Source organism: Bosea sp. 124 (assembly GCF_003046175.1).
Classification (GTDB): Bacteria; Pseudomonadota; Alphaproteobacteria; order Rhizobiales; family Beijerinckiaceae; genus Allobosea.
Window position 1 is genome coordinate 3,232,835 of the sequence record NZ_PZZM01000001.1, and the last position, 26,599, is coordinate 3,259,433.

Below are 26,599 nucleotides of genomic sequence, written 5' to 3' on the forward strand. Positions count from 1 at the left end.
GGCGAGCCGCCCCCCTTCAGGACATGCCGTCCGTGCCGGCTCCGCACACCAGGGCGCAGACCCGAGCCCTTGGCTCTATGTTCAACCGTCCCGAATTCAGGGCTGCGAGGGAAGCCGCCCCCGAAAGGTCGGCACCGATGCCGAACTCGAACCAGAGCAAGCGGGCCGCGCTTTCCATCTCCTCGTCGCGGACCAGAATGATCTCATCGACCTTGTCGCGCACGACCTCGAAGATCGCCTGGTCCGTCTGCCGGCACGACATCGTCGCGACGCGCGTCTCCAGCCGGTCCAGCGCCACCAGACTGCCGGCCTGGAGGCAGGCATGCAGCGTCGGCGATCCCACCGGCTCGATGCCGATGATGCGCGCGGCGGGCCGTCTTGCCTTCACCGCGGTCGAGAGACCGCTGATAAGTCCGCCGCCGCCGATGGCGACGAGAATGACGTCCACATCCGGCATGTCGTCGAGAACGTCGAGGCCGAGCGTGCCTTGTCCAGCCACCACGACGGGGTCGCTGAAGGGATGCGCATAGGTCGCGCCGGTCCGTTCCGCATAAGCGAGCGCGGCCGCATTGGCGTCGTCCCAGACATCGCCGACGATCTCGACCGAAGCGCCCCACTGCTTCAACTTGGCCACCTTGTCGGGAACGACGTTCGACGGCAGGAAGATTTGTGCCTGAGCGCCAAGAACATGCGCCGAGCGGGCGATGGCGAGCCCGTGATTGCCGCCCGAGGCGGTGACGATGCCGCGGCGGCGCTGGCTTTCGCTCAGGGTCAGCAGGCGGTTCATCGCTCCGCGCGCCTTGAACGACCCGGCCGCCTGCAGCAGCTCGAGCTTCAGGGTCACCGAGACGTCGCCCGCGCCACCGTCCTTGAGCTGCGTGTAAGCCAGCGTCGGCGTCTTGCGGATATAGGGCGCGATCCGCCGGCGTGCGGCTTCGATGTCGGCCAGGTCGATCATGACAGGGCTCCGCGATAGGGGGCTGCCACGATCAGGCAGCAGTTGCCCGGCCTGACCCGGCCGGGTTGCCGACGGCCGTAGAGGATGCCGTCGGCGGCGTAGTGCAGCAGATCGGGCGGGCGCGTCGGATCCCAGGTGCAGTGGATGCGGCCAGCCGGCTGGCCGGCGCTGACCGTTTCGCCATTGGTATGGAAGGGCTCGAAGATGCCGTCGGCAGAGGCATAGACATAGGCCGCTGTGCCGGGCAGTTCGAGGACGCCGCCGTCACCGCGCCGCGGCTCCGGCGCGTCGCGCGAGACGATCCCGAGATGATCGAGAACATTGGCGACCCCGCGCCGGCAAACCCTCAAGGCTTCGAGCGAAACCGTGCCGCCGCCAGCCATCTCGGTGCCGACCGTGACGAGCCCCGCACGGCAAGCGGCGGCCGTCGCGGTTCGGGGTTCGCCGAGATTGCTGATCACCACGGTCATGGGCGCGTCGAACGCCTGCACCGCCGCAACATTGCGCTTGTGCAGCGCCGGGTCATCGGTCGGCTCGACGATCGCGCTCGGGATGATGTCGAGCGAGGAGCCACCGGAATGCAGATCGAGGAAGGCGTCGCCGAGCGGCAGGATGTGGTCGTTGATGAAGGCCGAGATCTGCTGCGTGATGGTGCCGCGCGGATCGCCCGGGAAGGTGCGGTTGAAATTCAGCCCATCGACCGGCGAGGTGCGCTTGCCGGCGATCACGGCATGGACATTGTTGGCCGGCATCAGGATCAGCCGGCCCTGGACGCGGCCTGGATCGAGATCACGGATCATGTCGCAGATCGTGATCGGCCCCTCATACTCGTCGCCATGATTGCCGCCTTCGAGGATGGCGGTCGGACCCGAGCCGTTCTTGATGATCGCGATCGGGACACGCGTCGCGCCCCAGGCATCGTCGTCGGGCGAATGCGGGATCATCAGGAAGCCGGTCTGCTTGCCCTCGCGCTCAGGGTCCACCGTCAGGAAGGCGCTGGAGGCGCGGGGAGTAGGCTTCTGGCGTGTGCTGCTCATGGCTGGCTCGCGGACATGACGAAGGCTTCGGAGCGAAGGCTCCGGCAGCCTGGGCTGAGAGGGAAGGGCCGGGCGCGAAAGCGCCCGGCTAGCTATGGGTCAGCTCAGAGCGTCGGTAGCGGGTCCATCGGCATGTCGAGATACGTCCGATGAAGCCGGTCGAGTTCGCCGTTCATCGTGTTGAAGAAGATGAAACCGTCGAGCCAGCGCACGAGGTTATGCTGGTCCATCTGCACGCCCATATGGGCCGGGCTGCGCCGAATGGTGAATTTGCGCTCGAACTCCTTGCCCGGGTTCTGTTTGGCAAGCGCCTGCGCGACGATGCTGTTGGTGGCGAGAAGATCGGCCTGGCCGGTGATGTAGGCGGCTGCGGCGGTCGCGTCGTCCTCGGTGCGCATCAGGCTCGCCTTCGGCGCGGAAGCGCTGATCGCGAGCTCCTGGGTCGTGCCTTTGGCGGCAGCGACCCGGGCCGAACCGATGGTCTCCGGGCTGCTCACGGTCGAGGATTTCGCCCCATAGACGGCGAGGAAGGTGTTGGCATAGGGCGCGGTGAACTGGATCTGCTTGGCCCGTTCCGGCGTCAGGCCCATCACCGAGATTACGATATCGACCTTGTCGGTGAGCAGGAACGGGATGCGGTTGGCGCCGGTGATCTGCTGCATCTCGAGCTTCACGCCGAGGCCCTTGGCGACCATCTCGGCCATCTCGATGTCGAAGCCGACCGCCTTGCGGTTCGCGTCCTGCGAGCCGAAGGGCGGCGCGTCGAGCGGCACGCCGATGCGGACGACACCCTTGGACAGGATGTCCTGGAGCTTGTCGGCTCTGGCTTCCGCAGAGCCGACGACGGCAATGGCCAGCGCGGCCAGGCCCGTGAAGAATGAACGCATGTTTGTCTCCCCTCGTTGAGCAACAGATCTGTGGCTTCCTCAGTGCAGGACCGCGCTGAGGAAGGTCTGCAGTTCGGGCGTCTTGGGCTCGGCGAGCACCGCCGCGGCCTGTCCTTCTTCGTGAATTCGGCCTTCGTGCATGAAGACGACGCGCGAGCCGAAACGACGCGCGAAGCCCATCTCGTGGGTCACGAGGATCATGGTCATGCCCTCCTGCGCCACGGATTCGAGCACTTTCAGAACCTCCCCGGTCAGCTCGGGGTCGAGCGCGGAGGTGACCTCGTCGAACAGCATGAGCTTGGGCCGCATCGCCAGCGATCGTGCGATCGCGACGCGCTGCTGCTGGCCACCCGAAAGCTGCGAGGGGAAGGCATCGAGCTTGTCCTCGAGGCCGACGCGTCGCAAAACTTCGCGCGCCAGTTCACGGGCTTCCTCGGGCGGCTGCTTCTTCACGACGCGCGGCGCCAGCGTGATGTTTTCGCTGACGGAAAGATGCGGGAACAGGTTGAAGCTCTGGAAGACGATGCCGACCTCCTGGCGGAGCTTGCGCAGATTGGTCCCCGGATCGTTGACCCGCACCCCGTCGACGCTGATGGTCCCGGCCTGGATCGGTTCCAGTCCGTTGATGCAGCGCAGAAGCGTGCTCTTGCCCGAGCCCGAGCGGCCGATCACCGCCACGACCTCGCCCTTGGCGATGTCGAGCGAGACATCCTTCAGCACGGGCACCGTGCCGTAGCTCTTGCTGATCCCCTGGATTTCAACGAGCGACATCGAGCTTCCGCTCGAGTGAGCGGCTCCATTGGGTCAGAGGGAAGCAGAGGGCGAAATAGATGGAGGCGACCGTGATGAAGACCGCGAAGGGCTTGTAGGTGCCGGCCGCGGTGAGCTGTCCCTCACGCGTGAGCTCCACCAGCCCGATCGTCGCGGCCAGCGAGGTGTTCTTGATGAGCTGGACCAAAAAGCCGACCGTCGGCGGGATGGCGATCCGGATCGATTGCGGCACGATCACGTAGCGAAGCTGCTGGGCCATCGACAGGCCGAGCGACGCGCCGGCCTCCCATTGCGTCTTGGCGATCGAGACCAGCGCGCCGCGCCAGATCTCGCCCAGGAAGGCGCTGCCATAGATCGAGAAGGCGACGGCCGCGGCGAGCCAGGGGTTCACCGAGATGCCGATCAGGGGCAGGCCGAAGAAGATCAGGAAGAGCCAGACCAGCAGCGGCGTGCCCTGCACGATCAGAATATAGGTCGCGACCAGCCAGCGTAGCGGTGCGATCGGCGAAATCCGGGCGATGGCGAGGATGAGGCCGAGCAGGGCCGAGCCGGCGAAGGCCGTGGCGGTCAGGGCCAGCGTCCAGCGTGCCGCGGCGACCAGATACATCACGTCAATGTAGGAGAAGGTCCGGATCATCGCCTGACGAACGTCCAGTAATAGATGCCGGCAAACAGGCCGCGGAAGGCGAAGGCGAGGCCGAGATAGAGCACGCCGATCACGGTGTAGACCTCGAAATCGCGGAACGTGCGCGACTGCACGATCGAGGCAGCGTGGAACAGGTCCTCCACCGAAATCTGCGAGACGACACTCGTCGCCAGCATCAGCAGGACGAACTGGCTGGCGAGCGCCGGGAACATCGCCTTGAGCGCCGGGAACACCACGATATAGCGAAAGACCTGCAACCCCGAGAGACCGAGCGAATGGCCGGCCTCGACCTGCGCCTTGGGCACGGCCTCGAAGCCGGCGCGGACGATCTCGGTCGTGTAAGCGCCGAGGTTGATCACCAGCGCGATGATCGCCGCTGTCAGGCCGTCGAGCCGGATGCCGAAGCTCGGCAGGCCGAAGAAGATCAGGAAGAGCTGGACCAGCAGCGGCGTGTTGCGGATGACTTCGACATAGGCGGCGACGATGCGCTTCAGCCAACCCGGCCCGTAGACCCGCGCCGCCGCACAGGAGACGCCGATGACCAAGCCGCCAAGCATGGCGCAGGCCGAGAGCAGCAGCGTGATCCAGACGCCGTCGAGAATGGACTCCCAGGCCGCAAAGACGTCGCGAAACTGGAGCCCATATTTCATCGCGCTCAGTCCCGCCTGGTCCGCGGATGCGCGGCGGGCTGCCTGAGATGGCTGGACTGAATGGGCGGAAGCAGTGCCATTAACCCCTCTTTACGGTGAGGCTAAGTTGGCTTCTTATTTGATGTCAAGCTTCACATATAAAACAGGGCGACATGGCCGAGTTCTCTGAACATGCTGGCGACGACAAAACCTCCTACGCCGCGCCGGCGCTGGAGAAGGGACTCGATATCCTCGAGTTGTTAGCGGAGGTCGGCGAACCTCTCTCGACCCGTGCGATCGCCGAGCGACTCGCGCGTTCGAAGGGCGAAATCTTCCGCATGGTCTTCGTGCTGCAGCAGCGCGGCTATTTGGTGCGCGAAGCGGGCACGGACCGTCTGGCGCTATCGCGCCGCCTCTTTGATCTCGGCATCAGGACGCCGGGCGGGCGGCAACTGACCTCGATCGTGCTGCCTCTGATGGAACGCTTCAGTGAGGAAAGCGGCCAGGCGGCGCATCTGGTCGTGCTGAGCCGGGGGCAGACCGTCGTCATCGCCACGACTTCGGGCCATCTCGATGCGACGGTGACCGTCCGACCGGGCTATGGCCGCCCTGCCCTGGAAGCCAATTCCGGCCTGCTCATTCTCGCCTTTCAATCCCAAACGCGCCGACGGGCGCTGATGCGTGACGCGAGCCCTGCCGACCAGGAGCGGCTCGACGATCCCGCGCTGGCGCAAGTCCTGGGCGAGATCAGATCACTCGGCCACCGCATCGCCCCGAGCCGTGACATCATGGCGGTCACCGATATCACCTGCCCGGTCATCGGGCCGGCCGGGCATGCCGAAGCGGCGATCCTTGTGCCCTCGCTGCAGCGGCACGGCTGGGTCACGGACGAAACGGCGATCCTCGAAACGCTGAAGGCGGTTTGCAGGGAGGCGGGCGCGCAACTTGCCTTCTGAGGCGAGGGGGGATGAGCTCACGCTCGGCAGCAGCGTGCTATATTGGCGTTGTAATGGCCTCAGCGCAGAAAAACGGACAGTTCTTCTTGGTGGATCCGGGCATTTCTAAAATCTGAGAGCGCCATCACTCAAACCTCTCCAAGAATGGCTTCGAGTTAGATCTTTGCTGCCGGGGCCGCTGACGCGCCGGGGGCTGATCAAAGCGCGCGGATCTGCTCCTCGAATCTTCCGGGATCATACCGTGCCGCGCCAACACGGCGAGCGCGCTGACTTCACCTCTCTCGTCATCTGCTGTGACATGGATGACAGCTACTCCCTCTGCCGTTCGACCGAGCCGCTCGCCGTCGTTCAATGCATGATGCTTCGTCCTCGCCGGCACGCGCTGGCCCGCGACCGGCGCTTGCGATGCGTCTTGAACGGCTGGAGGAAGAAGGTCTCGACGCTCGCCATAGCTTGGCTCTCAAATGCATTTGTTCATATTTTGTTCTCATATCCGAGGACGCAGAGCATTTCACCCGAGCAGCGCATAAAAGACACCGATCCGGCCACCGAATTCGAGTGCGAGATCGACGACCTGATTGCTGAACATGGCAGCGAGAGGGATGTGATCCGGGCTCTGATGCACGACTTGACGGTCCTGATGATCGATGCCGACCGCTCGGTCTCGCGTGGGTATCTGCGCGGCCTGTTCTCGCTGTCCGCCGTCAGCGCCCTTGAGACAGTTTAGGGGTTTTCGGGAAGGGAGGATTTCTGGATCATCGCAGCCATTCAGGAGCGCAGATGAGACAGAAATCGGGGCCGGAGAAAGCACCGGCAGAGCAGGTCGTGATGGACATTCGCCGAGCGACGCGTCGGCAGTTCACGGCCGAAGAGAAGATCCGCATCGTGCTGGAAGGGGTGCGCGGCGAAGAGAGTATCGCCGAACTGTGCCGGCGCGAGGGGATCGCCTCATCGATGTATTACGGCTGGTCGAAGGAGTTCCTCGACGCTGGCAAGCGCCGTCTCGCCGGCGACACGGCGCGTGCGGCGACCTCCGACGAGGTGACTGCGTCGGGTGGCGCAGGCGCTGAAGGAGGCCGTGGCCGACCTGACCCTGGAAAACCGCCTGCTTAAAAAAAGCATGCTCGCGGATGGGGAAGACGACACATGAGATACCCCGCATCCGAGAAGGCCGAGATCATCCGCCTGGTCGAAGCCTCGCATCTGCCGGCGCGACGCACGGAGAACAAGCTCGGCATTCCCCGCGCCACGTTCTATCGCTGATACGATCGCTATCGCACCGGCGAGATCGAGGCACGCGCCGATCATCGCTCGCGGCCCGACCGTGTTTGGAACCGGATCCCTGAGCCGGTTCGGGACGAGATCGCTGAACTGGCGCTGCGCGAAACAGATCTCAGCCCGCGAGAGCTGGCAGTGCGCTTCACCGACGAGAAGAGTTACTTCGTCTCGGAAGCATCGGTGTATCGGCTGCTGAAGGCGCATGATCTGATCACCAGCCCGGCCCACATCGTCCTCAAGGCGGCGTCCGAGTTCAAGGACAAGACGACGGGCTCGACCAGATCACGGTCGCTCATCCACCCAGGCTGTTGAGCGACAACGGCAGTTCCTACATCTCTGCCGACCTCGCCACCTGGCTCGACGGCAAGGGCATGAAACACGTTCGTGGCGCGCCTTATCATCCCCAGACGCAAGGCAAGATTGAGCGCTGGCACCAGACCCTGAAGAACCGCATCCTGCTCGAGAATTACTATCTGCCGGACGATTTTGAACGGCAGGTCGCCGGCTTCGTCGAGCACTACAACCATGCCCGCTACCACGAGAGCCTCGGCAACCTCACGCCCGCCGATGTCTACTTCGGCCGCGGGCAGGCCATCCTCACCGAACGCGAAAGGATCAAACGCCAGACCATCCACCAAAGACGCTTGCAGCATCAGCTGCAGGCCCCATAGCCTTAAACCCAGATGAGCCAAAGCCTCCCTTCCTGAGACACGAGACAGTCTCAAATCATCTGACGACGGACAGGCATGGGTCGATTTCGCCACCGAGCCCTGCACGTCGAAATGGAACACCGATTTCGCGCTGCCTGCGCATTCTTCTGTCAGCCGCCGCCAGCGGGCATTGCCCATGCGCGCCTCGCCATTGCCGGCGATGCCGTCGCGCACAAACTCGACATAGACCTGATCCTCGTCAGTCGGCCAGTGGCGCTGGAAATCGTCGAGGAAGCGAGGCCAGTCGAGCAAAAGCCCATGCGTATCGAAATAGCGCAGCGGGAAGGAAAAACCGTGGTCGATGCCGACCAGTATGGGCGTATCCTCGGCCATCTGCTCCACCAGCCATTCGGCGATGCCCTTGCGGGTCCAGTATTTGCGCGTGCTTGGCGGCGGCGGCACCTACCGGATGCCCGTCGCCCTCGGCAAGATAGACACGCAGGCCCTTGAGGCTGGCGGTCGGCGTTTCCGCGCCGGAATAATCGATGCCTATGAAGCGCGAGAACGCGGACAAAACTTTATTTCCCATTACAGGACAAACATGCCCAGCGCCGCCGCCGCCATCACCGCCGTGGCCAGCCAGCCCATGAACTTGAGGCCGCGCGACGCGACGAAGCGGCCGAGATATGTGCGGCTCGACACGACGATCATGGTCGCCACCATCAGCGGTAAGGCGATAACCCCGTTGAGCACGGCACTCCAGAACAGCGCTTTGATCGGGTCGATTGGCAGGAACAGCATGAGCAGGCCGAGCGCCATCGCAAGCGCGATGACGCCGTAAAAGGCTTTGGCGTTCTCCGGTTTTTCTTCGAGCCCGATGCGCCAACCGCGCAATTCGCCGATCGCATAGGCGGCGGAGCCCGCCAGCACCGACAAGGCAAGCAGCCCGGTGCCGATGATGCCGAGGCTGAACAGCAGAAAGGCGAACTCGCCGGCGATCGGCCGCAGCGCTTCGGCCGCCTGCGCGGATGTCGCGATGTCGGTGATCCCCGCCTTGTGCAGCGTCATGGCCGTGGTGAGGATGATGAAGAAGGCGATCAGGTTCGAGAACGCCATGCCGACATAGGTGTCGATACCGATGCGGCGCAATTCACCGGGCGCCTCGTCGGGATGATCGAGCAGCGAACCGGCGCCCGCCAATCTCTCGTCCTCGACCTCCTCGGCGGCTTGCCAAAAGAAAAGATAGGGACTGATGGTCGTGCCGAAGACCGCGACCACGATCGTGAATGCCTCCTGCGTCCAGGCGATCTGCGGCCAGACCGTGCCGAGCGCCACCGCGCGCCAGTCGATCTGCACGGCGAACAGCACGCCGACATAGGCGAACAGCGCCAGCGTCAGCCATTTCAGCACATGCACATAACGGTGATAGGGCACGAAGACCTGCAATAGCAGAGAGCCGGCCGCGAATAGGATGGCGAACAGGGTTTCGCCCCAGCCGAGCACCAGGCGCGCCGCCGCGCCCATGGCGACGATGTCGGCGCCGATGTTCACGACGTTGGCGATGAACAGCAGGAAGACGATGATATGGACGAGCGAGCGCGGCATGGCGCGCGCCATGTTGGCGGCGAGGCCCTCGCCGGTGACGCGCCCGATCCGCGCGCAGATGCCCTGGATCGACACCATCAGCGGGTAGGTGAGCGCCACCGTCCACAGCATGTTGACGCCGAACTGCGCGCCCGCCTGCGAATAGGTGGCGATGCCGCTCGGATCGTCGTCCGCCGCGCCGGTGATGAGGCCGGGGCCAAGCCGCCGAAACCAGGAGAGGCGCGGCTTCAGGTCGCTCATTTCGCGGCGCCGATCTTCTCACGCATCAGTTCAGCTTCCAGATCGAGCCGTTGAGCAGCGAGGCGAAGGCCACCCAGGCGGCATACGGCACGAACAGCCACGCCGCCATGGGTCCCGCCGCCACGCGGTGGCGATGAAGGCGAGAATGGCGGCGAGCATCAGCAGGATGACGACGAATGCAAGTCCGGTCTGGCGAGCGGCGAAGAACACTGGAGTCCACAGGAAGTTCAGGGCGAGTTGCGCCCACCACAGCCTCATCGGCCAGACGGAGCGGTCGCGCTGCCAGACACGCCAGCCGGCGACGGCCGGCGCTAGCGCCTCGGCGAGCAGCATCCCAGCCGGCACGCCTGACCGCCGGTAGAATGAACTTCGTGCAGATATCCCGTTCGGTCAGGCTGCGCTTATCCATCGTGGCGGGCCAATCCTTCAGTCAAGATGCCAATTTGAAGGATTGGCATGGAACGAAGCGATTTGCATCACGGCGGACGATTTCAGTCAGGTTGAGTGGCCCAATGATCTGACCGCGAGTTGCTCGAAAATTAGCATCGCGGTAGCGCGACGATGGCACTTGTTCTCCCCCGTTTCGATGAGGGGATATCGTAAACCGCTTCCAGAGACATCTCGACGCCGATGGAGGGTTCGATCTGCTGGTGCTTGGACCCAAGGCTACCGGCACAGGGCTGACACTACAGGATTGGCAAATTCGTTTGGGTCGTGGGGTTTGAGCCCGGTGCCTCGATCGCGGTTTGAGCGCTGATCGGTCAACGTCCGCACGGTTGCTGCGCCGCCAGCTGCTGGAACGTGTGGCCATAGCCGGGCGTTCTCCTGGGGAACGCCGTCGCAGAGGCCGGGGGTCACGAGCAACAGGATGATGATCATTTGGATTATGAAGAGCTGGGCCGCACGCACGGCGAGAAATACGCGGATCGCGCGTTGGCCATCTGCAATCTCGATGCTGCAAAGCGACTGAAATGGGAAGAAAGTTACCGGCTCGACGTTCTCGCCCAGAAGACCAACTTGGTAGATGAGGGTGCTTCCGCAGTGGATGCCCTGCTCTTCATCGCGGCAAGTATGACGAGATTCGTAGAACTGACTGAGGCATCTCGCTGGCCCGGCACCGCCCCTATCGACGACGCAATCAACCCGCAGGCGCCCCCAATTTCATCTCGATGACAGTGAAATGGTGGCGAGAGCCGGTCGTGACCATGGATTAGATGGAGGAGGGAGTGCGCGGAAAATGGAAAATTTTCGAGCTTCCTTCCACGCCTCGCTCATTGGAGGCAGTGGCTAAGGCATTTGCCTGGGATTTGCTACCCCCATTTTGCACTGTAGCGATCTCGCTCGCCAGCAACTCGGTGCTGCTTTCAGTGCGCTTCTGAGCAAGCCTTTCAGTGCGCTTCTGAGCAAGCCGCCGCTTCAATTGATTTCGCCGCACAGTGAGGGCAAAATTCTTCAGCTTTCTGACCATAAGACTACGCTACGGTATTGCGATCTTGAACGAATTGATCTGTCTCAATTCGGAATGTGCTCACCGCATTTTGCACTGCTGTCCAACGCTCCGCTGTCCCGTATGCCACCGTCACGACGACGACGAGCCTCATGCTCAGCGACGATGAGGTCGAGGTTGCTTCCCGCCCCCCCAATGACATGCTGATAAGCGTTGCCCTCGAGCAGGCAGGTCAAGGAGCGTCGATCGAGGAGGCTGCCAAGTTCTTGGCGGCGGCGAACCGGCTGTTTTTCGAGGTCATGGAGGAAATCGTGGTCGGGCTGCGCGAGGCGGCTGCCCAGCCGGCGCCGCTTCCGCCTGCTGCGCCACTCCGGTCAACCGTCGCGCTAGCCGGACTGCCAAGGCCAGGAGGCTGCATTAGTCGCGCGCAATTTGAGCGAGTTTCTTTGCCGTTCCGTTCGGACGATGTGCCAGCGTTTCCCGCGGACCGGAGGGGGTAGGCTTGGCTCTGACCAGCGCAAAGATCTGGCGACCGAAATGGTATCGCCGCACCGGGTGGCACCTCATTGCCTGCGGGCTTGCCGGCGTCGCGCTGGGGACCGCGGCAACCATGCCGGACTGGACGAACCGTCTCGGTATCGCGGATTCGATAAAGACCGCGCCCGTGACCGTCGTCAGGCCGAACGGGATTGCGCCGGCTGCGGTCTCTCGTCCGACGCCGTGGTTTGGCAGATGCGGCTCCGCCGCCGCATCCGACTGTGTGGTCGACGGCGACACCTTTCGCTATCGGGGAGACAGGATCCGCATCGCCGATATCGACGCGCCGGAGACAAGGGACGCCAAGTGCGAAAGCGAGGCTCAGCTTGGGGGACGCGCTACGGTCAGGCTCGCTCATCTCTTGAGCCAAGGCGATTTCGACCTTGTCCGATATGAAAGCCGGGATCGTGATCAGTACGGCCGGCTTCTGCGGGTGGTGACGCGAAATGGTGCGTCGATCGGCCAGATTCTTGTTTCAGAAGGCTTGGCGCGGCGCTGGGAAGGCCGAAGGCGACCATGGTGCTGAGACCGATCCCGTGTCGTGTGCTCCGCCACCTCCGGTGAACCGTCGCTCTCGCAGGGCGGCCAAGGCCGGCCGACGCAGCACTAGCTCGGCGGACGCGTCCGGGCACTTCGCCCGCTGACATGTCTGATACGGGTCGAGGCTGTGTGAAAACCGTGCTGGTTCGGGTAGACTCCTGACGTTGCAGTCGGGAGGTCGGATTTGAGCCGCTTCGTTGAGGGTTGCGACCGCCGGCAGCCGACGCTGCTTCCCGATTGCCTGGACGACTATGTGGCGGATGAGAACCCGGTGCGGGTGGTCGACGTGTTCGTCGATGACCTGGATCTGGAGGTCCTGGGTTTTGAGGGCGTGACGCCGGCAGCGACAGGACGCCCGGCCTACCACCCGGCCACGCTGCTCAAGCTCTACATCTACGGCTACCTGAACAAGGTGCAGTCCAGCCGCCGGCTGGAACGCGAGGCGGGGCGCAATGTCGAGTTGATGTGGCTGACGGGGAGGCTTGCGCCCGACCACAAGACCATCGCCGACTTCCGGAAGGAGAATGGGCCCGCGATCCAGGGCGCCTGCGCTCAGTTCGTGGTGCTGTGCCGTCAGATCGGCCTGTTCGGGAGCACCCTGGTCGCCATCGACGGCAGCAAGTTCAAAGCAGTGAACAGCCGCGACAAGAACTTCACGGCCCACAAGCTCACGAGGCGCCTGCAGCAGGTGGCTGAACACATCGCGGGCTATCTGCGTGACCTCGACACGGCCGATCGTCAGGAAGACGAGGCCGCCGAGGCGCGCTCGGGACGGCTGCAGGAGAAGGTCGAGCGGCTGCGCGAGCAGATGAAGATGCTCAAGGCCATGGAGGCGCAAGTCGCTGCCTCACCTGAAGGCCAGATCTCGCTGACCGATCCGGACGCTCGCTCGATGGCCACCAGCGGACGCGGCAGTGGGATTGTCGGCTACAACGTCCAGTCCGCTGTCGAGGCCAAGCATCACCTGATCGTCGCCCACGACGTGGTCATGACCGGCAGCGACCGCGAGCAGCTCGCAGCCATGGCCGCCAAGGCAAAGAACGCCATGGGCGCGGAAAAGCTCGATGCGCTGGCCGACCGCGGCTACTTCTCCGGCGAGGAGATCCGCTCCTGCGAGGCCCTGGGCGTGACGCCCTATCTGCCCAAGCCGCTGACCTCGGGCGCCAAGGCCGAGGGCCGGTTCGGCAAGCAGGACTTCGTCTACCTGCCCGAGCAGGATGTCTATCGCTGCCCATCCGGCGCGCTGCTGCCGCGCCATATGACCACGGTCGAGCGGGGAATGACGCTCCACCGCTACTGGGATCGCGCTAGTTGCCAGGCCTGCGCCCTCAAGGCTCAGTGCACGCCCAGCGTCGAACGGCGGGTCACCCGCTGGGAACACGAGGCGATCATCGACGCCCTTCAACGGCGGATGGATCTGACGCCTGGCGCCATGCGCCAACGAAGGCGGCTCGTCGAACACCCCTTCGGCACGATCAAGGCCTGGATGGGGGCGACGCACTTCCTGACGAGGCGCCTGCCCAACGTGAAGACCGAAATCGGCCTCCACATCCTCGCCTATAACCTCAAGCGCGTCATCGCCATCATCGGCGCCAAGCCGCTGATGGAAGCGATCCGGGCCTGACACTGCCCCTCATCGCGGGCTCGCCGCCCCAGTTGATCAAAGGCAGGCAGCGCGTTTTTACACAGCCTCGGCCTTATGCTTCCGCTCTGGCAGCGGTTTCGTCCCTGGCCCTGATACTCGCAGCCGGGCCCGCCTTGGCAGATGGTGGTGCGGGCGGAACGCCGGTGGTAGGAACGCCTGGCGTGTCTCTGGCACCCTGAACTTCTATTCAGGCTCGACCTATGCCGTCGAGGTCTCCCCAACCAACTCTGATAGGGTGGAGGTCACCGGCACCGCCCTGATCAACAACGAGGCCAGGGTCGCCACGAGCTTCGCAGCGGGCACCTATGTCGCGCGGCAATACACCATCCTCAATGCGACCGGCGGCATCGGCGGCAGATTCGGCAGCAAGGTCGACAGCAACCTGCCGTCCGGCTTCAAGTCGGCCCTGAGCTATGACGCCAACAATGCCTTTCTCGACCTGACGCTGGACTATACGCCTCCGACACCCGGGGGCTCCGACTCGCCCGCGGTCCCGCCCGCCGCCTCGCCCATTCCCAACAGCGGCCTGAACCCGAACCAGAGCGGCGTCGCCAATGCGCTGACGAACTTGTTCAACAGCAATGGCGGCATCCCGATGGCCTTCGGCGCGCTGACGCCGGCCGGGCTCTCGCAGGCTTCGGGCGAGCCCGCGACCGGCGCCCAGACCGCCAGCAACGACGCCATGACCCAGTTCATGGGCACGCTGGCCGATCCCTCGCCCGAGGGCCGCGGCATCTCGCTCGGCGCCGCACCGACCGGCTTCGCCTCCTATTCCTCCGCTTCCGGCAAAGACGCCGACCTGCCGACGCGCAAGGTCGCGCTGACCGCCGATCCGGACCTCTGGCGCTGGAGCGTCTGGGGCAGCGGCTTCGGCGGCGCGCAGTTCACCGGCGCCGATGCAAGCGCCGGTACCGCCGCCAACACCAACCGCGTCTATGGCGCCGCCGTCGGGGCCGACTACAGGCTGACGCCCTCGACCATCGCCGGCTTCGCCTTCGGGCCATCGCTTCGCGCTCGGCCCGGCAGCGCTGACGCCCTACGCCGCCGCGCAGTTCACTGCGATCGCGCTGCCGAACTATGCCAAGACGGCGCTGGCCGGCACCAGCCTCTTCGCGCTGTCCTACGCCTCGCACCGACGTCACCACGACGCGCAGCGAGCTCGGCCTGCGCGCCGATGCCAGCTTCAGCCTCGCCGGCCTGCCGCTCGCGCTGCGGGGCGTGGCCTGGGTCCACAACTTCGACACCGCCACCAGCGCCGTCGCGAGCTTCCAGTCGCTGCCGGGCGCGACCTTCCTGGTCAGCGGCGCGGCGCTCGATCGCAATGCGCTACGCACCACGGCCACCGCCGAGCTCGACCTGAAGAATGGCCTCTCGCTCGCCGCAACCTTCGACGGCGAGTTCGCGAGAACAGCCGCAGCCTCGGCGGCAAGGGCGCACTTCGCTACAGGTGGTGAGCTCTACGACGGCCGGCATCGAAGGATCGCCGCCACCCATTTCAGAATATCGAGGATCTGACGGTTCAGGCCACCGCGGTTTCGGGTGCTAGCGCAGAGGAATGCATCTCGGCGCGACTTGCAGAGCAGCAGGAGCGTTTGACCGACTTGCTCCGGCAGCAACAGGGCCTCGAGCGCAGACGCCAAGCCTAAGTTGTGGAGGGGCAGGTTCGAGCATGGATATCATCGTTACGCCAACCGCTCTGGGCGCTTGGAATTTGGTCGACTTGCTGGGCCGGCATGTCGCAGTCGTCGAGCAGGTCGAGCCCGGCCAATATCGCATTTTCCCGGGCGAGCGCGTTGCCGCCTCGATGCGGGCGATGAAGCATGGGCCATTTAAGACACTGGACGCCGCACTCGAGCAAATCGAAACGTTCACGCGATCAACGTGCAGGCTCGCGCCCACTGATTGACGAATGGGCGATGAACCCGCGATCGGGAAACCAGCGGAGGCGGGGACGCCGGTCCGTACAGCTGGGGGGCAACGGAGCGGTCCGGCGTCCTGCGCCGCGGTAACAAGCGCAGTTCAGGTTAGCCCCGATTGGTTAAACGAGTGCTAAGGCTGGCTGCTGATTGTCCGGCGGCGTCGGCCCCGCCGGCTCGGCCAGATCCGGGCGCACTCGGCGCGCCGCCCAAGCCAAGGCTGGGATTGATTGATGGCCTCCTCGCGGCCCTACGCGATCCAGCCGAGGTCGGCGATTTCCCGGGGAACGGCGGAGTCCGCGAATCGCTGCAGGCCTGGCGCCGCCCGCTCTGCTCGAACCCACGTGGTCGCTCGCATGAGGAGCGGCCTTTGCTGTGCGCTTCTCGCCAGTCGCACCACGAGAAGTTGGGCAGCCGCGGTATGATTGACGGACGATAGGTGCGCCCCATCGCGAGAGCCAGTAGCGGTTGAGGCGCATGCCCCGTGCATGTGTCGCGTCGGGCCTCATGAAGCACCCATCTCCGTGACCATCAGCTAGCAGTTGCGATACGGCTGATTAACCACTTCAAGATATCGCTTCGTCATCCGTTTCGGAGAGGAACAGTGACCAAACTGAGCCAATGGCTGCCTGGCTTTTCGATTCTGGCAGTTTCGACGGCTGTGTTGCCACTTCTATCGGAAAATCTGTCCGATCCACGCGTCGGTGCCGGTGTCTTTCCACCTTGGTGGTCTTCTCACGACGTAATCGCTGCAGCCGCAGCTGCCGGATCGATCGTTCGTCTCGGCAGCTTTCCCTTCATCGTCGTGGTCCGATCAGACGGCAGCAATATTGCGGCAAACCTGAGAGCTTCAGGCTCGCTATTCAATCTCGACCCCGTCGGCATCGCCGGCTGTTTCACCAGGTGACCACATGACCATTACAATCGCCGCCATCCGAAGCCTCGGCACCAGACTGGTCGTTGGCGCGATCTGGTTGCTTGTTCCGCTGGTGAGCGGCGGGGCCATGGCCAACGGCAACAACATGTTCGGTTTGTTGGGGGCTGCCCTATCGCTGGCAGTCGTTGCGACCATCTGTTGGCGTCTGAGCCCAGACTCGGCCTCGACGCATACGACCTTGGGCGTATGCCTAATGGTGGGCATTTCTCTGGTCGTAGCTGCGCTGGGCGGCAATACGCTTCAGATCGACATGCACATGGCATATTTCGCCGCACTCGCAATGCTGATCATTTTTTGCGACTGGCGCGTCATTGCCGCCGCAGCGGTAGTGGTTGCAGTTCACCATGTCGTGCTGTCTTTTCTCCTGCCTGCGGCCGTTTTCCCAGGAAACGCAAACCCCGGCCGCGTCGCCCTTCACGCTGCAATATTGCTCGTCGAGGCCGTCACTCTGGCTTGGGCTGCGCAGTTGATTTCCCGGACGCTGGCGGCCTCGGCAATTGCGCTGAGCCAAGCCGAGGATGCACTCCAGGAAGCGGCCAGAGCCCAGAATGAAGCGGAGAGTGCGCTTCAGCAGGCAGACGGGGCTCGTGACGCTCAAGCCCGCTCGGTCCGCGAGAACGAAACACTACAGAAAAAGGTCGATAGTGAGCGGGAAGCGGTCGTTGTCGGATTGGCGGAAGGCTTGGAAGAGCTATCCAAAGGTAATCTGACGCATCGGATCAATGCTGCATTTCCGGCAGACTATGAAAAACTCCGCGACGATTTCAACCGTTCCGTCTCACAGCTAGACACGACCGTTTCAGGAATTGCTGCTGCAACCGAATTCATCCGCGGCTCCGCGATTGAAATCAACAGCGGCGCCGATGATCTGTCGAAGCGCACGGAAGAGCAGGCCTCATCGCTGGAGGAGACCGCAGCGACGACCGAACAGCTCGCGGCTTCGGTGAAAGCGACCGCCCACGCCTCGCGTCAGGCGGCGAATGTCGCCGACGAGGCGATGAAGGCGGCACAGACTGGCGGGGCCATCGCCGGGGAGGCTGTCGACGCCATGGCGCGCATCGAGGACGCCTCGACCAAGATCTCCGACATAATCCGGGTGATCGACGAGATCGCCTTCCAGACCAATCTGCTGGCGCTGAATGCGGCAGTGGAAGCGGCGCGCGCCGGCGATGCCGGCAAGGGCTTTGCGGTCGTCGCCTCGGAGGTGCGCACGCTGGCGCAGCGTTCGAGCGAGGCAGCCAAGGACATCTCGGCCCTGATCTCGTCGTCAAACACCGAAGTCGGCGAGGGCGTGAAGCTGGTGCGTAGAGCTGGCGAGCAGCTCAGCCAGATCCTAAGCGCGTCAGAGAAGGTCGCGGCCACCATCGCGGAGATTTCGGCGGCGTCGGGCGAGCAGGCGAGCGGCATCGACGAGATGAGCCAGGCGGTCGCCCATCTCGACGAGATGACTCAGCAGAACGCAGCGCTTTCCGAGCAAAGTGCAGCCTCCGCCGGCTCGCTCTCGGGCAAGATCGCCCAGCTCAACGACCTCGTCGCCGCCTTCAAGACCAGGCCGAACTACGGCCGTTCCGCAGCTGCGCCGGCCCATGCCGGCGAGCCTGCCCACCTACGCCAGCTCGCGGAAGCCGCCTTCGCGCAGACCCGGGCACCGGCTCCGCGCGCCGCATCTGCCACAGGAAGCTCCTCAGCGGCGCCGGTCAAGAAGGTCGCCAACAGCCGCACTGGCAGTTCTGGTTGGGAAGCTTTCTAAGAACCGAGCCAGCCGTGGATTGCGAGTGAGCCCATTTCGCCTGAACCTTTGCGAGTGGCCGATCAGTGACGCTCACTGATCGGCATGGCGACCGTGAAAACCCGAACGTGACCGAAACAATCGGCAAAGCTACCGCCGCAACTGGTGGGCTTTCGCGGAGCCCCGCTCTGAGCTGCGCCCGGCGCTCGACGACACAGAAAACCCTCAGACGGTCTCAAGGGCGACGCCGGACAGAGCCGTCGGCAAGGTGCCGCACGATGGCGAGCCCGCCGCTGGAGTTGGCAGTCAAATCGCTACGCGCTTAAAGTGAGCAATGCGTGACGCGCGGCAGTTCGACGTGAGTCCGTGTTGGTCTTCATACCGTAAATCGCATTCGAGATGCTTTGACCGCTTGCGCGGCAGTAGATCGGAAAGCCAATCGTCTCGTCGCGCGCGGAGGCCTTACGGCATGCCGCGCGGCCGCCTCCTTGATTCTCAGGCGAAATAGCGCGCCCAGACCATGAAGGCGCCGAACGCCGCGAAGGCGAAGCCCAACGGTAGCCCGGCCTTGGCGCCCAGCTCCTGCGTCTCGACGATCTCCTTCGGGTGCCTGGTTGAAACGATGAAGGGCGGACCGGACAATCTGGCGAAGGAGGCGCTGAATTCCGGCAGCAGGTAGCTCGGGAGCCGGCGGCTGCCATCCGCGCGCGCCGCCCCCCGCGCCAGCCATCGCGCCGGAGTGCCGCGCTTTCGGGAAGCGCTTGCATCCTCGGCGAACTCGCCCAGTACGAAGATCGGCGCGTCATGCCAGATATATTGCTCGACATAGCGGAAAAGGGGCCCGAACGTGCCCTGCAGATCATGCCGGATGCCGAGCCCGGGCGTGCCTTCGGTGACCAGCTCGGGTTCCTCGCCTGTCGGCGTTTCGCGGTCGCCGCGCCAGTCGCTCCAGGCCGAAGGCATCAGCGTGGCGCCGTATACGTCCACGCCGCATTCCGCCTTTCCGTCGAAAATTCGCAGGGGCTTCTGCGACTGCTCGTTGCGCACCCGCGACCACACATAGCCATCTTGCCGTCGGGCTGCTTCTCGCGTCGCGATTCCCAGACCTCGACCTGCCACCACGCGCAGGGCCTTCCGGTCAGTGGCGCTTTCAGCTTCGGCGCGGAAACCCGGCCCCAGACCAGATGCCCCCCTCGGCCAGCTCGGACATTGCGGTCGGCGGCAGATCGCGGATCGCGCGGGCGCTGCGCCTCGCCCACAGGGCCGCGACGATCATGACGCCGCCGAGCAGCGCTACCATCATCAACGCGAACAGGAAGACGCCGAGCGGAGCCTCGCGCAGGAAGGTCATGGTTCACGCTCCAGCAGTGCAGACGCGGACCATTATCGTGGAACGCGGATCGGCGATCATGCGATGGGGCTCCTATGGTTGCTTGAAAAAGCATCGGTGGAGAAGGTAAAATCACGTATCATACCAGTATATCATGTAATGTCAGCTCGATTTCGAAAAAATTAAACTCTATTGGCGGGCCATTTATCCTTTCAACTGCAGCCGGACTAGGGCAGCTCCGATAGCGGCCGCCAAGATGTTTTCGATGAGCGCGCCCGGACCCCAATCTATTACCGACAGACTAGGCGCAAAGGGTGCGTGGCGGATGGTCACGGGGCTGCCGACACCCAGACGGCCAGGAGAGAAGTAGTCTCCGATCCGCTGGGTTGTCCCGGTCCGAAGAGCGCCGTCGGGAAGGCGGAATTCGTAGGTGATGGCGAAGGCGTAACGATTCGGGATGAGTTCATTACGGTCACCCAGTTGGCGGCGGACATGCGTGATCCGGCCTAGCGTCTCGGTGCCAGTGAGCGCCACGAGCGGCGCGCCTATGCCCCAGATCATCAAGAGGATACCGAGCGCGCTCAGCAAGGCGTGAGCGGCTCGCCCGAAGCCCGGCTTTCGCTGCCTCCTGTCCCTCTTGGCTGGCGCGCCCATGGTTAGCGCTCTAGCGGCGAGGATTTGTCACGGTCGTGGTGATCTCTTTGATCTTCGGTATTGCCTTCCCGACTCCCTCTGACACCTTTCTGGCCCAGTCGATCATCCATTTATCATTGAGAATTTTGTCGTATGCGGCTCGTTTGGGATCGGCGCAGATTGCCAATGAGCGCTGCAATGTCTTGCGGGCGGAGGTGAAATTGCCCCCTCTCTCAAGCGCCAGAACCTCGCGCCACAGCCGGTCGGCCTCGTTGCGATTTGGCGAACCGGCCGCACAACTGGTATCGCGCCCCTGTTTGACGCCTGCCGATGCGCCGGCGTCTTTGGCCGATGCGGAAACGGGAGCGATGTCGCCCCGCAGCGTGCGACGATACTCCTCGAAATCCGATAGCTGCCGGCGATATTCCTCGGAATTGGCGCCATGCACGAGCCGCGTTGAAAGCAGACGTGACATCGCGGCGATGTGGCGTGGGTTGTCAGGATCGAGAACGCCGTCATTGCGCATCCGCTCCCGGATCGTTTGCATGAAACGGTCGAGATCGTAGACGCGGGTCTGCGGCCAGTCCTTGCCCCAGCGGTCCCGCGCCGTCGAGTCGAGCGCTTCGAGCATGGCGGTCGCTTCCGCCGCCGCCTTGGCGCTCGCTGCCCCGCGAATGGCGATAACGCGCTCGCGCTCGGCGCGCGCGTCGAAATTGCGGAGGATGTCGTCGATCACATCCGCCTCCTTGGCCTCCAGCAGGCGTTCGCGCAGGCGGTCGGAGAGTCCTGCGGTGGCGAGCCGGATGGCTTCTTCCTTCTCCGCTGCCAGCTCCATGCGGCGATCGCGGACGATGTAGGAATATACGCGATCGGACTCGAGCTTGCGCCGAATCTGCTCGCGCTCGTCGGCGTCCCCTTCGTTATAACGGCGATAAAGATCTTCAAGGCTATCGTCGGTGAATTTCTCGTTGGCGTATTTCATGACGCCGACCGCCGTCTCCCCGGCGGTAAAGATAGCCGCCGCAGGTGTCGCCGCGATGATCGCGCGCCCGGCAAATTCCATGGCCGCCCTGGTGTCGCCGCCGGCCGCCTGGCCGACGACGTCGGCGATCTCGTTGACCTTCTCGACACTGCCGAGCAACTCGCCCATCTGCCCGCGCAACTGTGGATCGGACAGCCCCGCGACCAGCTTCTGACCGAGCGCCAGCGCCACCTGCTGCCCGACGCCCTTCACCCCTTCGCGGTCGCCGAGGACGGTGGCTTTTGCCATGTTGTCGGCGAAGGTGTCGATCTCTTCAGCGGAAAGCGCGACCGTACCGAGCGCCCGCAACATGCGTTTGTCTGCGCCGGACCGATAGAGCTTCTTGTAGGCGGCAACGATGGCCCGCTTGCTTTGCGCCTTGATCACCTCCTCGCTCTTCTCGGCGACATAACGCTTGGTGGCGGCGATCATGTCCTGTGCGATGGTCGTCGACTGGGCGAATGCGCTGACGCAGGAGGCCAGCGCAGCCGCTCCCAGCAAGCCAAGCACCAAGGCGCGGGACGGGAGCGATCGTCGTGCGGAATGATCCATCATCGGCCTCCTCATCGGGTCTTTTCAAAAGGACGCACATCAAGGCCCTCGTATGGATCGCGGCTCCGGGCCTGCAGCGGTCCGACCGGCGACCAGCCTCCCGGAGGCGAGTCATTGAGGGTCAGGTCCGCCAGAAAAAGCTCAAGGATCGGCGCTCCGTCCTCGATCGGCTCGCCTGAAGCCCGATACGAAACCGAGATGCGGGAGCCGTCGGGATAGCCATCCTCAAAGAAAATGTGCTCGATCTGGCTGTTCGCGATCCTCTGCCGATACCGAACGGCAGGCGTATCCGCCACCACCACATGTTCGAGCTGCTTCACGCCCTCGCTCGGCATGGGCCGCGCTTCAGGCCACAGGAGAACCATGATCTCAGCCTTGTTGTCCGGGCGGATGAAGCCGATGGCGGCCTGGTCGGGATCGGCCCGAATTTCCCATTCCGCCGGCGCGCTGAAGGAGGCGCGGCCGAGAAACAGCCGCACATCACTTTGTTCCCGCACCGGCGGACCAGACCTTTTCTCCGTGGGATTGGCAGCGGACGGGGCCGCCTTGCCATCCCCTGGGTTTTCGGCGCGCGGCAGTTGCGGAACGTCCCTGAAGTTGACATCGATCTGGTCCTTACCCACCAACGCGACGTCGATGATCAGCTTGTCCCGTAAGGAAACGAAGGAAAACGCCGCGCCGCCGCCGGCTTTCAGCACGTCGTCATAAAGCGGCATGAAGAAATCGTTGGTGCGACCCTGCGGATCGTAGTCGAAGGTCATCGCAAACACCGGATGGCTCTGGTTGCGGCAGAGCATCGCCCATTCGATGCGCGCCTGCTTGCGCTTGCGGATGGCAGCGAGCGCCGGATGTGACCAGGAGGCGAGTGCAACGGCCTCACAGTCCTGTCCGAAATGTGCCGCGATCGCCTGCATCTGCGGCGAAAGCGGTGTCCGTTCGCGTTGCCGGGGCGCGACGGCCGCCGTACTTGGCGGTGCAGTCACCGCGCCGCTTTGGCCTGCCGCTCCCCCGAAGCGAACCCGAGCCAGGACGTCGTCGAAAAGGCGGATCGCAGCGGTCGCGTCGCGGCCGGGAGCTTCCAGCGAGATCAGGAGCTGGCGCCCGTCCTTCCGCTTTTCGTCAAGGACGACCGTAACAGTCTGCCCGTTCGGAAAGGAGGAATGCTTCCACGTCGCCCGCTTGCCGCCAACCGTGATTCGCTTGTGGGAGACGATGTCGTCGTAGCCGAGGATCGGTTCGTCCTGCACCCACCACTCGACACGCAATTCGCGCCCGGCGGAATCGGCCAGGATGATTGCGCGGTCGCGCGTGCTCGTTGCGCGCCAGTCTGCCGGGGCTTCGAACGTCACCTCTGCGAGTCGGTGGCCCGTCCAGGTCTGGGCACGGGCCGGCGTGGCCAGCGCCAAAAGCGCCCCGAGAGCTGCGAGCCCCGCAACGATGTTTGTCAAGAATGCCTTCATGTTTGCTCCCCCTCGGCCGCCATCGGCACGCCCTTCTTCTTCAGGACATGCAGGTGACGCTGCAACGGCTTCTCGAACGCTTCACGCTGGATGACAATGCTTCGCCCATCGGCGAGCTTCAGACCGACGCCCGTCGAATCACGCGCAAGCATCAATCCGCCTGCCGCCGTCAGGTGTCCGCTTGCCGCCAGCAATGGCGCAAGCACACGCAGCACGCGCGGCAGACCGCGGCGCCAAGGTTCGATCCATGCGATATCGGCGTAGCGGATAAGCTGGCGTCGCCAGGCGGTCGCGACCTCCAGCGCATCGTCTTCGATCCGCACCAAGCGGCTCGTATTTTCGGCTGCAACGGCGACCAGCACGAGGCCGCCAAGCGCCATGGGCCAGGTGATGATCGCCATGACATTGATGCCGGAGCGCGAAAAGCCGGCGTCCCCGCCTGCCCAGAACGGTAGAGCAATGACGAAGCCGGTCAGCAAATGGCAGAGGAGATCCGGCCCGATCACTGCCGGCAGACGATGCGGCGCGAGCGCGTCCTGCGGACGAGGCTTTGTCGGCAGAAACCAGATGATGATGAGGGCAACCGTCACCAAGACCGGCCCTAACAAGCCGCTCCTGATATGCACAAGACCGGTCACGAACAGTGTGAGACTGACAGCCCGCCCGAGATACGGAATCAACCCCTGATTGGTCACTATTGAACGCTTTCGCCATCCTGCCTTTGATGAGTATCGCCAGTTGCGCAAGGAATAATTTGTTAAAGATCAATCCCGTTGGAGCCTGACGAAAATCTAGGCGATGGACGGATTTGACCAAGACGGAGGCTGCTGCGAGGGCGACGATGGCTGTGAAGTTTAGCTTGATCTTCTCGCGTCGTAGGGCGACCCGCTTGAAGCGCTTGAGCTTGCCGACGGCCTGCTCGATGCGGGCACGCCCGCGATGGAGGGCTTTCGCGACGAAGCCGGGCTTGTCCTTCTCATTCGTCTTGTGCGGAATGACCGGGATGATGCCGCGTGTGGGCGGCCTGAAGCTGCACCGTCCAGGCCGGACTGAGTCCGCTGGTCTCGAGATCGTACACGATCAAGGAGGTCATTGCGGCGATCCTACTGCACGCTCTCGGAGCCGGTCGCGACCGGCGCCTTGCTCAGCTCGATGCCGAGATCGACGGAATCGAGATGCATGGCCAGCTCGACGAGCCAGGCTGTGCGCGAGCACTCGATGTCGCCCGGCAGGAAGCTCATCGTCTCGTAGATCTCGATCTTCTGCCCGAGCTCCTGCTCGTTACGGGCCGGAGCCTCGCCGATCAGCAGCGCGAAGATCCGCGCCATCGAGCGCGCGCCTTCCGCAAGCTGGCGGCTGTTCAGGCCCCCTGGTCCACATGGAGCCGGTCGCCGTCATGGTCGAGCAGCAGCGCATGCGCCAGCGCCGCCTGCCACATCGGGAACATTCCGGCATGTTCAGTGCTCAGTCTGTGCTCGCGCATACCGCGCAAGATCCCCGGCGGTTGGTCGCGCCTCATCCTCGGCTACCTTTGCGCCATCGTTCAGAGTCGTCATCGGAATTCCGTTTCGGTGCGAGAGCCCGGAATAGCTTCATCTGCTCATCCCCGGGGGGGCCCGTAAGCGGGTTCCGACAAGCCTTCTCTATCGTGCAGTACGGAAACGGACCCGGATGCATTGTCTTGCTCTTCGACGGAACGGACGAGTATGGCCGATTGTGTTGAAGAAGTCGGTGTCGGCGCCATTCGTGAGGAGCACGGGAGGGGTTGTGAGAGGGCCTTCTCCCTCATGCCGCCAGAGGCGACACTCCCGACGGCATCAACTTCGCCATTCTTCTGAGGTTCTAGGCGGTGGCTGCGAGGAGGAACTCGTCGCGGGCACCGCATGGTCCTCGCAGTCTCAGGCGGTCGAGTTTAAGGATGCGTTTCAGATGCGCGAACAGCATCTCGACCTTCTTCCGTTCGCGTCGCGAGGTGACGTAGGCATCGGTGGCAGCAATGTCGCGCGCCATGTCGCGGGCGCCCTCGCGGATGGAGCGCAGAAGCTTGCGGGCAGGTTCCTTCGGACAGCAGCGCGGCTTCAGGGAGCAGGCATCGCAGTCGCGCTTCCTCGCCCTGTAGCGCATGAGGCCTTCACGATCGATGCCATCGCGCGGCACCGCGAAGCAGCGGCGGAACTGCCGAAGCTCCTGGCCGCCCGGGCAGATGTAGAGATCGCGATCATGATCATAGGCGAAGTCGGACCGGCTGAAGGTGCCGTCCCGGCGCTGGGATTTGTCGAACACAGGGATATGCGGCTCGATCCCGCGCTCGTGCACCAGCCAGGCGAGATTCTCGGCCGAGCCATAGGCTGCGTCCGCGACCAGCTTCTCGGGCCAGGTGCCGAACCTGTCCTGGGTGCGCCCGATCATGGTTCGCGCGGCGCCGACCTCGGCCTGCCGCACGGCCGTAGTCGCCTCCACGTCCATAATGACGGCATGCTTGAGGTCGATCAGATAGTTCGTCGCATAGGCGTAGAAGGCCTGCCCGCCATGGGCCGCCGTCCAGCGTGCGGCCGGGTCCGCCGGCGAGATGAACTTCGGCACGACCGGCGTCGCCGCGCCGAAGGCGGCATCGTCCAGCACGGCCAGATACTCGCGCACCGCATGGTTGGCGGCCTCAGGCGCCAACCCATCCTTGCCGGGCGCCCCGTTCTGCAGATTGGCATCGGCCTTGATCAGGCTGGCATCGACCGCAAAGCCCTCGCCACCGACCAGCCCATCCGCCATGCTCGTCGAACCGTCGTCTCGAAGACCTCGCGCAGCAGATCGCTGTCGCGGAAGAGGCCGTGCCGGTTCTTCGAGAAGGTGGAATGGTCGGGCACATCGCCCTCGAGCCAGAGCCGGCAGAACCAGCGGTAGGCGAGGTTCAGATGGGCCTCGTCGCAAAGCCTGCGCTCGGAGCGGATGCCGAAGCAGTGGCCGACGATCAACATCCGGATCATCAGTTCGGGATCGATCGAGGGCCGGCCGGTGTCGCTGTAGTAGGGGCGTAGATGCGCACGAATGCCGGACAGATCAACGAAGCGGTCGATGGAGCGCCGCAGGTGGCCAGCCGGGACATGCCGCTCAAGCTGAACTCGTAGAACAGTGCCTCCTGTGCAACCGTCCGCTCGCCCATCATAGCGCCGCCCTCCACAAGGACGACTGAATCAGAAC

Annotated in this window: 27 protein-coding genes and 2 pseudogenes; 11 read left to right on the plus strand and 18 right to left on the minus strand. The window is 64.1% G+C overall.

The window, feature by feature from the left end; genetic code table 11:
• Positions 1–16 precede the first annotated feature (16 nt).
• From C8D03_RS15300 to C8D03_RS15325, 6 genes are all read right to left on the minus strand, one after another.
• The gene (locus C8D03_RS15300) at positions 17–958 is read right to left on the minus strand and encodes a threonine ammonia-lyase (protein ID WP_108047395.1); all 942 of its coding nucleotides are present in this window, start codon (positions 956–958) and stop codon (positions 17–19) included.
• Positions 955–1,995 (minus strand): succinylglutamate desuccinylase/aspartoacylase family protein, encoded by a 1,041-nt coding sequence (locus C8D03_RS15305; protein ID WP_108047397.1) that lies wholly within the window; start codon positions 1,993–1,995, stop codon positions 955–957. The genes C8D03_RS15300 and C8D03_RS15305 overlap by 4 nt, the downstream gene beginning before the upstream one ends.
• Positions 1,996–2,099: 104 nt before the next feature.
• On the minus strand, positions 2,100–2,882 hold the full coding sequence (locus tag C8D03_RS15310) for a transporter substrate-binding domain-containing protein (RefSeq protein ID WP_108047399.1): 783 nt from the start codon (positions 2,880–2,882) through the stop codon (positions 2,100–2,102).
• Positions 2,883–2,921: 39 nt separating this feature from the next.
• Entirely contained in the window at positions 2,922–3,653 is a 732-nt protein-coding gene (locus C8D03_RS15315; RefSeq protein WP_108047401.1) for an amino acid ABC transporter ATP-binding protein, read from the minus strand.
• Positions 3,640–4,290, minus strand: a complete 651-nt coding sequence (locus C8D03_RS15320) for an amino acid ABC transporter permease (RefSeq protein WP_108047403.1) — start codon at positions 4,288–4,290, stop codon at positions 3,640–3,642. Before C8D03_RS15320 ends, C8D03_RS15315 begins: the two co-directional genes overlap by 14 nt.
• Positions 4,287–4,949, minus strand: coding sequence for an amino acid ABC transporter permease (locus C8D03_RS15325; RefSeq protein WP_108047405.1), 663 nt, complete (start codon positions 4,947–4,949; stop codon positions 4,287–4,289). The genes C8D03_RS15320 and C8D03_RS15325 overlap by 4 nt, the downstream gene beginning before the upstream one ends.
• 152 nt (positions 4,950–5,101) lie before the next feature.
• Here C8D03_RS15325 and C8D03_RS15330 point away from each other — a divergent pair, with 152 nt between their 5' ends.
• The 4 genes and pseudogenes from C8D03_RS15330 to C8D03_RS26830 all read left to right on the plus strand — a co-directional run bounded on the left by C8D03_RS15330 (position 5,102) and on the right by C8D03_RS26830 (position 8,322).
• Positions 5,102–5,884 (plus strand): IclR family transcriptional regulator, encoded by a 783-nt coding sequence (locus C8D03_RS15330; protein WP_108047407.1) that lies wholly within the window; start codon positions 5,102–5,104, stop codon positions 5,882–5,884.
• Between the two features lie 241 nt (positions 5,885–6,125).
• Entirely contained in the window at positions 6,126–6,611 is a 486-nt protein-coding gene (locus C8D03_RS15335) for a hypothetical protein (protein WP_108047409.1), read from the plus strand.
• A 53-nt stretch (positions 6,612–6,664) separates the two neighbouring features.
• Positions 6,665–7,833: pseudogene (locus C8D03_RS15340) on the plus strand (integrase core domain-containing protein).
• 75 nt (positions 7,834–7,908) lie between these two features.
• Positions 7,909–8,322: a hypothetical protein gene (locus tag C8D03_RS26830; protein ID WP_248308487.1), complete on the plus strand. Its 414-nt coding sequence runs from the start codon at positions 7,909–7,911 to the stop codon at positions 8,320–8,322.
• 78 nt (positions 8,323–8,400) lie between these two features.
• Here C8D03_RS26830 and C8D03_RS15350 read toward each other — a convergent pair whose 3' ends face one another.
• Both C8D03_RS15350 and C8D03_RS26835 read right to left on the minus strand, forming a co-directional pair.
• Positions 8,401–9,657, minus strand: coding sequence for an NRAMP family divalent metal transporter (locus tag C8D03_RS15350; RefSeq protein WP_108047411.1), 1,257 nt, complete (start codon positions 9,655–9,657; stop codon positions 8,401–8,403).
• Positions 9,658–9,682: 25 nt separating this feature from the next.
• Positions 9,683–9,766 carry a tryptophan-rich sensory protein gene (locus C8D03_RS26835; RefSeq protein WP_248308695.1) on the minus strand — a complete coding sequence of 28 codons (84 nt, stop codon included), beginning with the start codon at positions 9,764–9,766 and terminating at the stop codon, positions 9,683–9,685.
• Positions 9,767–10,536: 770 nt separating this feature from the next.
• On the opposite strand from C8D03_RS26835, the gene C8D03_RS15360 reads away from it, so the two are divergent.
• The 3 genes from C8D03_RS15360 to C8D03_RS15375 all read left to right on the plus strand — a co-directional run bounded on the left by C8D03_RS15360 (position 10,537) and on the right by C8D03_RS15375 (position 13,805).
• Positions 10,537–10,830 carry a hypothetical protein gene (locus C8D03_RS15360; RefSeq protein ID WP_108047413.1) on the plus strand — a complete coding sequence of 98 codons (294 nt, stop codon included), beginning with the start codon at positions 10,537–10,539 and terminating at the stop codon, positions 10,828–10,830.
• Between the two features lie 776 nt (positions 10,831–11,606).
• Positions 11,607–12,167: a thermonuclease family protein gene (locus C8D03_RS15370; protein WP_248308488.1), complete on the plus strand. Its 561-nt coding sequence runs from the start codon at positions 11,607–11,609 to the stop codon at positions 12,165–12,167.
• Positions 12,168–12,365: 198 nt separating this feature from the next.
• Complete coding sequence (locus C8D03_RS15375; protein ID WP_108047418.1) at positions 12,366–13,805, plus strand: IS1182 family transposase; 1,440 nt, start codon at positions 12,366–12,368, stop codon at positions 13,803–13,805.
• Between the two features lie 471 nt (positions 13,806–14,276).
• Here C8D03_RS15375 and C8D03_RS27160 read toward each other — a convergent pair whose 3' ends face one another.
• The gene (locus C8D03_RS27160) at positions 14,277–14,528 is read right to left on the minus strand and encodes a hypothetical protein (RefSeq protein WP_181300998.1); all 252 of its coding nucleotides are present in this window, start codon (positions 14,526–14,528) and stop codon (positions 14,277–14,279) included.
• 375 nt (positions 14,529–14,903) lie between these two features.
• Here C8D03_RS27160 and C8D03_RS27165 point away from each other — a divergent pair, with 375 nt between their 5' ends.
• The 4 genes from C8D03_RS27165 (at position 14,904) to C8D03_RS15395 (ending at position 18,429) form a co-directional block, all read left to right on the plus strand.
• A complete protein-coding gene (locus C8D03_RS27165; RefSeq protein ID WP_108047422.1) occupies positions 14,904–15,341 on the plus strand; it encodes an autotransporter outer membrane beta-barrel domain-containing protein in 438 nt (145 codons plus the stop codon).
• Between the two features lie 154 nt (positions 15,342–15,495).
• The gene (locus C8D03_RS15390) at positions 15,496–15,732 is read left to right on the plus strand and encodes a hypothetical protein (RefSeq protein WP_108047424.1); all 237 of its coding nucleotides are present in this window, start codon (positions 15,496–15,498) and stop codon (positions 15,730–15,732) included.
• 614 nt (positions 15,733–16,346) lie between these two features.
• On the plus strand, positions 16,347–16,649 hold the full coding sequence (locus tag C8D03_RS26200; protein ID WP_146170185.1) for a hypothetical protein: 303 nt from the start codon (positions 16,347–16,349) through the stop codon (positions 16,647–16,649).
• Positions 16,650–16,653: 4 nt separating this feature from the next.
• The gene (locus tag C8D03_RS15395) at positions 16,654–18,429 is read left to right on the plus strand and encodes a methyl-accepting chemotaxis protein (protein ID WP_108047426.1); all 1,776 of its coding nucleotides are present in this window, start codon (positions 16,654–16,656) and stop codon (positions 18,427–18,429) included.
• Between the two features lie 474 nt (positions 18,430–18,903).
• Here C8D03_RS15395 and C8D03_RS15400 read toward each other — a convergent pair whose 3' ends face one another.
• From C8D03_RS15400 to C8D03_RS15435, 9 genes and pseudogenes are all read right to left on the minus strand, one after another.
• Positions 18,904–19,395 (minus strand): hypothetical protein, encoded by a 492-nt coding sequence (locus tag C8D03_RS15400; RefSeq protein ID WP_146170186.1) that lies wholly within the window; start codon positions 19,393–19,395, stop codon positions 18,904–18,906.
• Positions 19,396–19,558: 163 nt separating this feature from the next.
• Positions 19,559–19,759, minus strand: coding sequence for a hypothetical protein (locus C8D03_RS15405; RefSeq protein ID WP_108047430.1), 201 nt, complete (start codon positions 19,757–19,759; stop codon positions 19,559–19,561).
• A gap of 183 nt (positions 19,760–19,942) precedes the next feature.
• Positions 19,943–20,326, minus strand: coding sequence for a DUF3592 domain-containing protein (locus C8D03_RS15410; RefSeq protein WP_146170187.1), 384 nt, complete (start codon positions 20,324–20,326; stop codon positions 19,943–19,945).
• Between the two features lie 76 nt (positions 20,327–20,402).
• Positions 20,403–21,944, minus strand: a complete 1,542-nt coding sequence (locus C8D03_RS15415; protein WP_146170188.1) for a hypothetical protein — start codon at positions 21,942–21,944, stop codon at positions 20,403–20,405.
• An 11-nt stretch (positions 21,945–21,955) separates the two neighbouring features.
• The gene (locus tag C8D03_RS15420; RefSeq protein WP_108047435.1) at positions 21,956–23,404 is read right to left on the minus strand and encodes a hypothetical protein; all 1,449 of its coding nucleotides are present in this window, start codon (positions 23,402–23,404) and stop codon (positions 21,956–21,958) included.
• A complete protein-coding gene (locus C8D03_RS26850; RefSeq protein ID WP_248308489.1) occupies positions 23,401–24,099 on the minus strand; it encodes a hypothetical protein in 699 nt (232 codons plus the stop codon). Before C8D03_RS26850 ends, C8D03_RS15420 begins: the two co-directional genes overlap by 4 nt.
• Before the next feature lie 408 nt (positions 24,100–24,507).
• A complete protein-coding gene (locus C8D03_RS15430) occupies positions 24,508–24,732 on the minus strand; it encodes a hypothetical protein (RefSeq protein ID WP_108047440.1) in 225 nt (74 codons plus the stop codon).
• A 32-nt stretch (positions 24,733–24,764) separates the two neighbouring features.
• Positions 24,765–24,887, minus strand: coding sequence for a hypothetical protein (locus C8D03_RS26980; RefSeq protein ID WP_282568598.1), 123 nt, complete (start codon positions 24,885–24,887; stop codon positions 24,765–24,767).
• 359 nt (positions 24,888–25,246) lie between these two features.
• Positions 25,247–26,564: pseudogene (locus C8D03_RS15435) on the minus strand (IS1182 family transposase).
• Positions 26,565–26,599: the final 35 nt, after the last annotated feature.

Bases quoted from the DNA above. Each gene is read 5' to 3' on its own strand.
- C8D03_RS15320 (WP_108047403.1), bottom strand. From the start codon at position 4,290: ATGATCCGGACCTTCTCCTACATTGACGTGATGTATCTGGTCGCCGCG.
- C8D03_RS15305 (WP_108047397.1), bottom strand. From the start codon at position 1,995: ATGAGCAGCACACGCCAGAAGCCTACTCCCCGCGCCTCCAGCGCCTTC.
- C8D03_RS15300 (WP_108047395.1), bottom strand. From the start codon at position 958: ATGATCGACCTGGCCGACATCGAAGCCGCACGCCGGCGGATCGCGCCC.
- C8D03_RS15430 (WP_108047440.1), bottom strand. From the start codon at position 24,732: ATGGCGCGGATCTTCGCGCTGCTGATCGGCGAGGCTCCGGCCCGTAAC.
- C8D03_RS27165 (WP_108047422.1), top strand. From the start codon at position 14,904: ATGCCAAGACGGCGCTGGCCGGCACCAGCCTCTTCGCGCTGTCCTACG.
- C8D03_RS15405 (WP_108047430.1), bottom strand. From the start codon at position 19,759: ATGACCTTCCTGCGCGAGGCTCCGCTCGGCGTCTTCCTGTTCGCGTTG.
- C8D03_RS15310 (WP_108047399.1), bottom strand. From the start codon at position 2,882: ATGCGTTCATTCTTCACGGGCCTGGCCGCGCTGGCCATTGCCGTCGTC.
- C8D03_RS15415 (WP_146170188.1), bottom strand. From the start codon at position 21,944: ATGGATCATTCCGCACGACGATCGCTCCCGTCCCGCGCCTTGGTGCTT.
- C8D03_RS15350 (WP_108047411.1), bottom strand. From the start codon at position 9,657: ATGAGCGACCTGAAGCCGCGCCTCTCCTGGTTTCGGCGGCTTGGCCCC.
- C8D03_RS15325 (WP_108047405.1), bottom strand. From the start codon at position 4,949: ATGAAATATGGGCTCCAGTTTCGCGACGTCTTTGCGGCCTGGGAGTCC.
- C8D03_RS26980 (WP_282568598.1), bottom strand. From the start codon at position 24,887: ATGCGCGAGCACAGACTGAGCACTGAACATGCCGGAATGTTCCCGATG.
- C8D03_RS15390 (WP_108047424.1), top strand. From the start codon at position 15,496: ATGGATATCATCGTTACGCCAACCGCTCTGGGCGCTTGGAATTTGGTC.
- C8D03_RS15395 (WP_108047426.1), top strand. From the start codon at position 16,654: ATGACCATTACAATCGCCGCCATCCGAAGCCTCGGCACCAGACTGGTC.
- C8D03_RS26830 (WP_248308487.1), top strand. From the start codon at position 7,909: ATGGGTCGATTTCGCCACCGAGCCCTGCACGTCGAAATGGAACACCGA.
- C8D03_RS15420 (WP_108047435.1), bottom strand. From the start codon at position 23,404: ATGAAGGCATTCTTGACAAACATCGTTGCGGGGCTCGCAGCTCTCGGG.
- C8D03_RS26835 (WP_248308695.1), bottom strand. From the start codon at position 9,766: ATGGCGGCGTGGCTGTTCGTGCCGTATGCCGCCTGGGTGGCCTTCGCC.
- C8D03_RS15330 (WP_108047407.1), top strand. From the start codon at position 5,102: ATGGCCGAGTTCTCTGAACATGCTGGCGACGACAAAACCTCCTACGCC.
- C8D03_RS15315 (WP_108047401.1), bottom strand. From the start codon at position 3,653: ATGTCGCTCGTTGAAATCCAGGGGATCAGCAAGAGCTACGGCACGGTG.